This is a genomic window from Streptomyces huiliensis (assembly GCF_020037025.1).
Taxonomy (GTDB): domain Bacteria; phylum Actinomycetota; class Actinomycetes; order Streptomycetales; family Streptomycetaceae; genus Streptomyces; species Streptomyces huiliensis.
In genome coordinates this window covers 40,357-49,068 of sequence record NZ_JAIQLH010000040.1, presented here as the reverse complement: position 1 = coordinate 49,068, position 8,712 = coordinate 40,357, and the positions used below count along the sequence as shown (strand labels likewise).

The 8,712-nt window shown below is 73.2% G+C and carries 7 protein-coding genes; 1 reads left to right on the top strand and 6 read right to left on the bottom strand.

Translation table 11 applies throughout. The annotated features are described in order from the left end of the window. The 6 genes from JNW98_RS09165 to JNW98_RS09140 form a co-directional block, all read right to left on the bottom strand. A partial coding sequence (locus JNW98_RS09165) for a condensation domain-containing protein (protein WP_223767617.1) occupies window positions 1-1,936 on the bottom strand: 1,936 nt, incomplete at its 3' end. Window positions 1,937-2,016: 80 nt separating this feature from the next. Next, window positions 2,017-3,204 (bottom strand): FAD-dependent oxidoreductase, encoded by a 1,188-nt coding sequence (locus JNW98_RS09160; protein ID WP_223767616.1) that lies wholly within the window; start codon window positions 3,202-3,204, stop codon window positions 2,017-2,019. Between the two features lie 56 nt (window positions 3,205-3,260). Continuing rightward, window positions 3,261-4,139: a dimethylargininase gene (ddaH, locus tag JNW98_RS09155; protein WP_372459195.1), complete on the bottom strand. Its 879-nt coding sequence runs from the start codon at window positions 4,137-4,139 to the stop codon at window positions 3,261-3,263. 60 nt (window positions 4,140-4,199) lie between these two features. Further along, the gene (locus tag JNW98_RS09150; RefSeq protein WP_223767615.1) at window positions 4,200-4,898 is read right to left on the bottom strand and encodes an FMN-binding negative transcriptional regulator; all 699 of its coding nucleotides are present in this window, start codon (window positions 4,896-4,898) and stop codon (window positions 4,200-4,202) included. A 2-nt stretch (window positions 4,899-4,900) separates the two neighbouring features. After that, window positions 4,901-6,193 (bottom strand): lysine N(6)-hydroxylase/L-ornithine N(5)-oxygenase family protein, encoded by a 1,293-nt coding sequence (locus JNW98_RS09145; protein WP_223767614.1) that lies wholly within the window; start codon window positions 6,191-6,193, stop codon window positions 4,901-4,903. Window positions 6,194-6,282: 89 nt separating this feature from the next. Then, the gene (locus JNW98_RS09140; protein ID WP_223767613.1) at window positions 6,283-6,546 is read right to left on the bottom strand and encodes an MbtH family protein; all 264 of its coding nucleotides are present in this window, start codon (window positions 6,544-6,546) and stop codon (window positions 6,283-6,285) included. Between the two features lie 521 nt (window positions 6,547-7,067). Here JNW98_RS09140 and JNW98_RS09135 point away from each other — a divergent pair. Next, window positions 7,068-8,654 carry an FAD-dependent monooxygenase gene (locus JNW98_RS09135; protein ID WP_223767612.1) on the top strand — a complete coding sequence of 529 codons (1,587 nt, stop codon included), beginning with the start codon at window positions 7,068-7,070 and terminating at the stop codon, window positions 8,652-8,654. Window positions 8,655-8,712 lie beyond the last annotated feature (58 nt).

Sequence of the window (8,712 nt, the reverse complement as noted above, 5' to 3'; positions counted from 1 at the left end):
AGCCCGGGGCCGTCGAGGTGAACAGCCGGGTGACGCTCGCCTGGGAGACCGCGACGCCCTTGGGGCGGCCGGTCGTGCCCGAGGTGTAGATGATGTAGGCGACGCGCTCGGCGTCCGGGAACGGCAGGGCCGCGGCCGACTCGCCGGACAGGCCGGGGTCGGCGACGTCCACCACCGGCACGCCGGTGCCCTCGACCCGGTGGGCCAGCCCGGCCGTGGTCAGCACGGCCTTCGGAGCCGCGTCGCCGAGGACGAACGCCACCCGCTCGTCCGGGTGCTTGACGTCGACCGGCACGTACATCGCGCCCAGCTTCAGCACGGCCAGGACCGCGACCACCGTCTCGGCCGAGCGCGGGAGCAGCAGGGCGACGGCGTCGCCCGCGGCCACGCCCCGGCCTTCCAGCAGCCGCGCCAGCCGCGTGGACGCCTCGTCCAGCTCGCGGTACGTCCACGAGCGGTCCCGGAACGTCAGCGCCACCGCGTCCGGCCGCCGGGCCGCCCGGGCCGCGAACAGCTCGGGGACGGAGGTACCGCCGGCCGCCTCCGCGAGCACCGAGCGCCGGCCCAGCTCGTCGAGCCGGGCGCGCTCGTCGTCGTCCAGCACGTCCACCGAGGCGACCGGCCGGTCCATGTCCGCGACCATCGCGGAGAGGACCCGCCGCAGCCGGTCCACCAGCGTCTCGATCGTCGCCGCGTCGTACACGTCGGTGCGGTACTCGACCACGCCGCCGATGCCCGCCGGCTCGCCGGAGCCGGTGTACCGCTCGCCCAGGGCGAAGGTCAGGTCCATCCGGGCCTGACGGGAGGAGGTGGGCACGGTCTCCGCCCGCACCCCCGGCAGGTCGAGCTCGGCCGTGATGTGGTTCTGCCAGCCGAGCATGACCTGCACCAGCGCGTGGTGGGCCGCCGAGCGTGCGGGGTTGACCAGGTCGACGAGGGTGTCGAACGGCGCGTCCTGGTGCGCCGACGCGTCCAGCGTCCGGTCCCGGACCTGCCGCAGCAGCTCACCGCAGGTCAGCCGCTCGGAGACGTCCGCCCGCAGCACCAGGGTGTTGGCGAAGAACCCCACCAGGCCGGCGAGGTCGGCGTCGCGCCGGCCCGTCGTCGGCACGCCGAACGCCACGTCGGGGCCGCCGCTCAGCTTGGACAGCAGGAGCGCCAGGGCCGCCGAGACCACCATGAAGCCGGTCGACCGGTGCTCCCGCGCCACCCGCCGGACCTGCTCCTGGAGCGACGCGGGCCACTCGACGGGGATGCGGGCGCCTTGGTGGTCCGCAACCGCCGGGTACGGCCGGTCGGTCGGGAGCTCCAGCCGGCCCTCGTAGCCGGAGAGCGTCCTGTCCCAGAACCGCAGTTGGCGGCTGAGCACGCTGCCGGGGTCGTCTTCACTGCCGAGCGCCTCGCGCTGGCGCAACGTGTGCTCCGTGTAGCGCAGCGGCAGCGGCGCCCAGCCGGGGGCCTGCCCGGCGAGACGGGCGCCGTACGCCTGCTCGACGTCCCGCAGGAACGGGGGGATCGACAGGCCGTCCGACGCGATGTGGTGCATCACGAGCACCAGCAGGTGCTCGTCGGCCGCCACCCGGAACAGCCGGGCGCGGAACGGGATCTCGGCGGCCAGGTCGAACGCGTACCCGGTGACCCGCGCCACGGCGTCGTCCAGGGCGTCCTTCGGCCACCCCGAGGCGTCGACGACGTCCCAGCCGAAGTCCGCACCGTCCATGTCGAGGACGCGCTGCTCGGGCACGCCGTCCACGGCCGGGAAGACGGTCCGCAGACTCTCGTGCCGGCCCACGACGTCGGCGACCGCCGCACCCAGCGCCCGGTCGTCGAGCCCACCGGTCAGCCGCAGCACCAGGGGGATGTTGTACGTCGCCGACAGTCCCTCCAACTGGTGGACGAACCACAACCGGCGCTGCGCGAAGGACAACGGGATCAATGCTCAACCTTACGTGCGGCAGGCAGCGGTGGGCTGCCGGCGGGAGATGGGGGGTGCGGCGGCTTGGGGACGCGCGAGGTCTACAGCAGGTCCACCACGTCGGCCGTCATGAACTCGCGCATCCTGATGGCGCCGGAGGACAGGGCGAAGTAACGCGACGTCAGTTCCGGCGACGCGGCGACCGCGCGCAGCATGCGCAGCCGTGCCTTCGTCGGCCGGAGCTTGGCCAGTTCGAGGGTGCTCGCGTACGGCTCGGCGAGGGCGGCGGCCATGTCCCGCCCGAACCGCGCCGTCGCCTCGTCGACGGCCGCCGTGTCCGCGACGTCCACTCCGGCCAGGGAGCCGGCCAGCAGCTCGGCCTGGATCAGCGCGTTGGTGATGCCGCGGGCGGTGATCGAGTCGAGGTGGTGGGCCGCGTCACCGGCCAGCGCCCAGCCCGGGCCGTGCGCCTGGCGGAAGTAGTTCCGCTGGTCGCCCGTCCCGCGCCACCGGTCGGCGCGCTCGCCGGCCATCAGCTGCTCGTACAGGTCCGGGGCCGTCGACTTGACCGCCGACAGGTACGCCTCGGCGGGATCGCGGCGGGCGGCCTGGAACTCGTCCTGCGGCAGGTACGCGGCGACGACCGTGAGGTCGTCGTGGGTCGGGATCCGGGCGATCCAGCGCCCGACGCTCTCGTGGAAGCCGAATCCCGTGCGCAGCCCGCTCCAGAACGTGTAGTACACGCAGGTCGCCAGGGGCGCGGAGCGGACGACGGGCGCGTCGGCCAGCTCCGCCACCTTGGACCGCATGCCGTCGGCCCCGATGACCAGCCCCGCCGACACGGTCCGTACGGAGTCGCCGGTCCGCAGGCGGACCCCGGTGACCCGGCCGTCGCGCCACACCAGCTCCTCCGCCCGCGTCCCGTCCCGGAACTCGGCGCCCGCCGCCACGGCGGCCCGCACGAGCAGGCCGTCGAGGACGTGCCGGCGCGGCGCGTAGGCGGCGGTCGCGCCGTCCACCGGCGTCACGGCGGCGGCCAGCCGGAGCCCGTCGACGTCGTGGCTGATGGTGTCCAGCGGCGGGCAGCCGGAGGCCACGACGTCGTCGAGCACCCCCCACCGCGCCAGCCGCGCGACGCCCGGCGGGTGGATGTAGAGCGTGGACATGGTGTCCGACGGGAAGGACGCCTTGTCGACCAGCAGGACGCGCCGTCCCTGCCGGGCCAGCAGCAGCGCGGTCGACGCGCCGGCGCAGCGCGCGCCCACCACGACGATGTCGTAACTCTCCACGGATTCCCCCTTGTTCCGGCCTGTCCCGGCCTGTGCTCGTGCGGGTCGGACCGAGGTCAGACCGACGCCCGCGGGGCCTGGGCGGACCGCAGTTCGAGGGTGCAGCACTTGGCGCTGCCCCCGGCCTTGAGCAGTTCGGAGAGGTCGACGCCGACCGGGTTGAAGCCGCGCTCCCGGAGCTGCGCGGCGAGACCGGTGGCCGCCTGCGGCAGGACGACGTTGTAGCCGTCGCTGAACGCGTTGAGCCCGAAGACCGCCGCGTCCTCGGGGGACGCCAGGATCGCGTCGGGGAACATCTCCGCGAGCACGGACCGGCTGCCCGGCGAGAAGGCGTCCGGGTAGTACATGATCTCGTCCTCCGACAGCACGGACAGCGCGGTGTCGAGGTGGTAGTGGCGCGGGTTGACCAGCGTGAGGCCGGTGACCGGGACGCCGAAGAACTCCTGTGCCTCGGCGTGCGAGCGCGGGTCGGTGCGGAACCCGGTGCCGGCCAGGAGGCGGCGGCCGACGAGGAGGTAGTCGCCCTCGCCCTCGTTGATGAACTCCGGCCACAGGAAGTCCTCGAACCCCTGCTCCCGGAACCAGGAGAGGTAGGCGGGTCCCTCGGCCGTCCGCTCCGCGTGGCGGAACCGCGCCCCGAGCACCTTGCCGTCGACGACCGTCGCGCCGTTGGCGGCGAACACCATGTCGGGCAGGCCGGGGATCGGGTCGATGACGTCGACGGTGTGGCCGAGCGACGTGTAGAGCCGGCGCAGCTCCTCCCACTGGGCGAGCGCCAGGCCGGTGTCGCACGGCTTGTCCGGGTGCATCCACGGGTTGATGGAGTAGACGACGCCGTAGTGGCTGGGACGGCACATCAGGAGGCGGCGCGGGGTCGCCTCCCGGCGTCGGCCGTGCTCAGGGGCGGAAGTGACGGAAGGGGTGGAAGGGGTCACATCGGTGGCGGGCACGGGCGCTCCTCTGCTGGGGGTGAATGGGGTGGGGGACGCGTGCGCTCAGGCGCCGGCGCGGTCGGTGCCGCGGTCGGTGCCGAGGAACTCGCGCATGAAGGCGGCGAGTTCGGCGCCGCGTCCCGTGCCGCCGGTGCCGAACCGGGCGGCGACCTTCTCCCGGACGTCCGGGTCCTTCTCCTGGCTGAGCTTGAACATGCCGTCCGCCGACCGCACGTCGAAATGGAAGGCCCCGACCGCCGGGCCGATCTGCCGGAAGTAGTCCAGCGACCCTTCCGTCTCCCAGCCGTCGCCGAACTCCTTCTCGTACGCCTGGACCGTCATGCGGACGACGTTCAGCGTCTCCTCGAAATCGGGGATGAGCCGCAGCGTTCCCTGGAGGTGCACGGAGACGAAGTTCCAGGTCGGTGCCGCCGGCGTCGTCTCGTAGACGGCGGGGGTGACGTAACCGTGCGGGCCGGTGAAGACCAGCTGTGCCTGGACGCCGTCGGCCAGCGCCTCCCAGTGGGGGTTGGACCGGTTCATGTGCCCGAGGAGGGTGGCGCCCTCGGGTCCGCCGGTCTCGGGGCCGCCGGTCTCGGGGGCCCCGGTCTCGGGGGTGCCGCCCGGGGTGAAGATCACCGGGAGATGGGTGGCGTACGGCGCCTCCGGCCCGTTGGTGATCAGCGTGGCGAGCGGGTACCGCTCGACGACGCGGCGGAGCCATGTGCGGTCTTCCGCCTGGTAGATCGTGGGGACGTACATGGTTACCTCCTGGTGAGGGAGTCGGCGATCTCGCCGGACCGGACCGCGGTGGTGGACAGGAGGCCGGCCGACAGACCGTGGGAGTGCTCGGTGCTCGCTCCGTGGACGTAGATCCCGCAGCGCACCGCGTCGGACGTGGTGACGCGGAAGTCCCGCGCCACGTCGAGCCGTCCCCGCTCGTCGCGCTTGCACTCGGGGAGCAGTTCCCGGAGCAGCGGCGCCGGGTCGCTCGGCCGGTAGCCGGTGGCGTAGACGACGGCGTCCGCGTCGAGGGTCCGCACCTCGTCGGAGGTGGTCGACTCGACGACCACCCGTACACCGTCGGCGTGTTCGTCGACGGAGGTGACGCGGGAGGTGTTGAGCATCCGCAGCCGCTGCCGGCCCAGGACCTTCTCCTGGTAGCTCCTGCGGTACAGCTCCTGCGACAGGTCGAGGTCCACCACCGCGTAGTTGGTGTTGCCGTGGTAGTCGAGGAGGCGCCGCTTGGCGTCGTCCGGAGCGGCGAAGAAGCGGTCGACCGCCTCGGGGTCGAAGACGCCGTTGGCGAACGGGCTGTCGTCGGCGACGCTGTAGCCGTAGCGCGAGAGCACCGTGTGCACCGTGGCGTCGGGGAAGGTGCCGTGCAGGTAGCCGGCGGCCTCGGCGGCGCTCTGGCCGGAGCCCACGACGACGAAGTCCCGCGGGGCGTAGGCGAGATCGCGGGTCCGGTGCATCAGCCCCGAGCTGTGCCAGACGCGCTCGGTCTCCCGGACGCCCTCCGGCAGGTGCGGCGTCAGACCCAGGCCGATCACGACGTTCCGGGCGCGCTGGACGACGGTCTCCGGGCCCCCGGACGCGGGACGGGCCACCACGTCGACGTGGGTCACCACGCCGTCCTCGGTCACCGGCCGGACGGCGGTGACCTCGGTGCCGTACGTCACGTGCGAACGGAAGCGGTGGGCCGCCCATTCGAGGTAGTCGTGGAACTCGACCCGCAGGGGGTACAGCGTCTTGCTGTTGATGAACTCGGCGATCCTGCCCTTCTCCTGGAGGTAGGAGACGAACGTGTACCGGCTCGTCGCGTCGCGCATGGTCGCCAGGTCCTTGAGGAAGGAGACCTGCATGGTGACGTCTTCCATCAGCATGCCGCGGTGCCAGCCGAAGCGGGGCTGCCGCTCGTAGAAGCGCATGCTGGGTTGCCCGGCGGATTCCGCGGTTTCCTCAAGAGCGATGGCGAGTGCGAGATTGGAAGGGCCGAACCCGATCCCGACAACGTCTACTACGTCTCCTGCGGATGAGTCTGGGCGTGCCGTCATGGAGTAACTGCCTTCCGATCTCGCTTGCTTCGCGCAGCCGCTGCGCGGAAATTCACCGAGGAACCGAGCCCGCACGCTCTCTCCTCACGTCAGGTCGCGGGAGAAGCCGTGCCCGCCGTACCCGTCGTGCCCGCCGTACCCGTCGTGCCCGCCGTCGCCTCGACGAGCGACTTGGGGCGCAGGTCGGTCCACGTCTCGTCGACGTACTCCAGGCACGCCGTGCGGTCGGCCGCGCCGAAGGCCACCGACCAGCCGGCCGGGATCTCGGCGAAGGCCGGCCAGAGGGAGTGCTGTCCCTCGTCGTTCGTGAGCACGAAGTAGCTGCCGTCTTCGGCGTCGAACGGATTGCTCATTGTCTCCTCGCCTTCTCGGGCTTGTCGGAGGGAACGCATGGCGGCATCGCCGCGGCTGCCCGGCGGCGACGGGCTCGTCCGTCGCCCGCACAGACCGGGCGGTATGTCCAGTGCATGACATGGGAAAGCGGCGCGGTTACCCGCCGCCGGGTTTTGTCAGTGGATGTGTGGCCGATGACCGTCGCGCGCTCGCGTCCGCAGTCTCATGCCTTACCCCCCGATTAGGCACAACGTTGTCACTCGGCCGCCTGCCGGCGGCCGTTCTGTCGTCCGGGTGCATCGGACCCGCACGACCAAGATCGTTATTGAACCTACCCGATCAACGGCGGCAAGCCAACCATGACTTGAATCACTGCTTCCCATACTGGGCGGTATCGGATATGGGGTCCCGATCCTCGAAAAGCGCACGAACGGCGGCGCGGCGCTGGCGCGGGCACCCCGTCCCTGGTCCCCTGGACGGTGGGGTGCGGCTCGGCGGCTTCGGCCGGAGCCCTCGGCCGACGACGCGGGAGGACCACGGCATGCCCGTACCGGACGCCGGGACCGCGACCGAGGTGCTGATCGTCGGGGGCGGCCCGGTCGGGCTTACCGCGCGGGCCCTCCTGGAGCGGTGGGGCGTCCGGGCGCTGCTGGTCGAGAAGCACCGCGCGCTGTCGCCCTTCCCGCGGTCCCGGCTGGTCAACGTGCGCTCGATGGAGATCTTCCGCGGGCTCGGAACGGCCGCCCGGATCACCGCCGCCGCCTTCCCGCCGGAGTACGGCCGCATCCGCTTCCGCGACACCCTCGACGGCCGCGACTTCGCGACCGCGGCCATGGTCGGGATCGACGCGCCGGTGCCGCAGAGTCCGCTGCGCGGCGTCGTCACCTCGCAGGACCGCCTGGAACCCATCCTGTTGGACGCGGCGGACGCGCCCGTCCGGTTCGGCACGGAGCTGACCGGCCTGACCGAGGACGCCGACGGCGTCACGGCCGTGCTCCACGACCGGGACGGCGGCGTCGAGACGCGGATCCGCGCCCGGTACGTCCTCGCCGCCGACGGCGCGCGCTCCACCGTCCGGAGTCTGCTGGGCATCGGCACCACGGGCCCCGGGGTCCTGGGGGACATCACCACCGTCGTCTTCGACGCCGACCTCGGCCGCTGGAGCGCCGACCGGCCCGCCGGGGTCTACTTCACCGCGCACGGCTCCTTCCTCCCGCTCTACCCGGAAGGCGGCTGGTCGTGGTTCGCCCCCAGCCCCGGCGACACCGAGCACGCCGACTGGGCCGGGCTCGTCGCGCACGCCCTCGGGCCCGGGGCGCCGGCGGGGATCGAGGTGCTGCGCGTGCAGCACTGGGTGATGCACGCGTTCGTCGCCGAACGCCTCCGGCACGGCCGCGTCCTGTTGGCCGGCGACGCCGCGCACGCGATGCCCATCATCGGCGGCCTGGGCATGAACACCGGCGTCGCCGACGCGCACAACCTGTGCTGGAAACTGGCCGGGGTGCTCCGAGGCTGGGCCGGACCGGACCTCCTGGACACCTACGCGGCGGAACGCCGGCCGGTCGCCCTGCGGACGCTGGACCAGACCGTGGCCAATACCCGGCTGCTCCAGCAGGTGCAGCGGCACCGACAGGAGCAGCTCCGCGCCGGCGACGTGGCGCCCGAGCGGGTCGAACTGCCCTGGTCGGAGGAGTACTTCGCCCAGCTCGGCCTCGTCCTCGGCGCCGCCTACCGCTCCGCCGCCGTCCGCACCGACCGTACCGGCCCCGACGCCCCGTCCGAGCCCGTCGGCGGCACGGACTACGTCCCCACCGCCGAGCCGGGGCACCGGCTGCCGCACCACTGGCTCGCGCCCGGCCGCTCCACGCTCGACGCCCTCGGCGAGTGGTTCACCGTCCTCACCCCGGACCCGGTGCGGTGGGGGCGGCAGAGCGGCGCCGCCACCCGTTGGCCGCTGCGCGTCGAGCCGCTGCCGCCCGAGCACGCCGGGCCCTGCGGCCTCGGCCCGCACGGAGCGCTGCTCGTCCGGCCCGACGGGTACGTCGGCGCCCGCTGGACCGGCCGCCCGGCGGACGACGACGTCCTCCGCCGGGCCCTCGCCGCGCTCACGGGAGCGCCGTCTCCCTGACGGCCCCGGCGCGGCCCTCGCCTACCGCCGCGCGGCCTTCACCTGCCGCCGCGCGGCC

What these genes read in the sequence shown, in the direction of transcription:
- JNW98_RS09135 (WP_223767612.1), top strand. Translation starts at nt 7,068, where the DNA reads ATGCCCGTACCGGACGCCGGGACCGCGACCGAGGTGCTGATCGTCGGG.
- JNW98_RS09145 (WP_223767614.1), bottom strand. Translation starts at nt 6,193, where the DNA reads ATGACGGCACGCCCAGACTCATCCGCAGGAGACGTAGTAGACGTTGTC.
- JNW98_RS09150 (WP_223767615.1), bottom strand. Translation starts at nt 4,898, where the DNA reads ATGTACGTCCCCACGATCTACCAGGCGGAAGACCGCACATGGCTCCGC.
- JNW98_RS09140 (WP_223767613.1), bottom strand. Translation starts at nt 6,546, where the DNA reads ATGAGCAATCCGTTCGACGCCGAAGACGGCAGCTACTTCGTGCTCACG.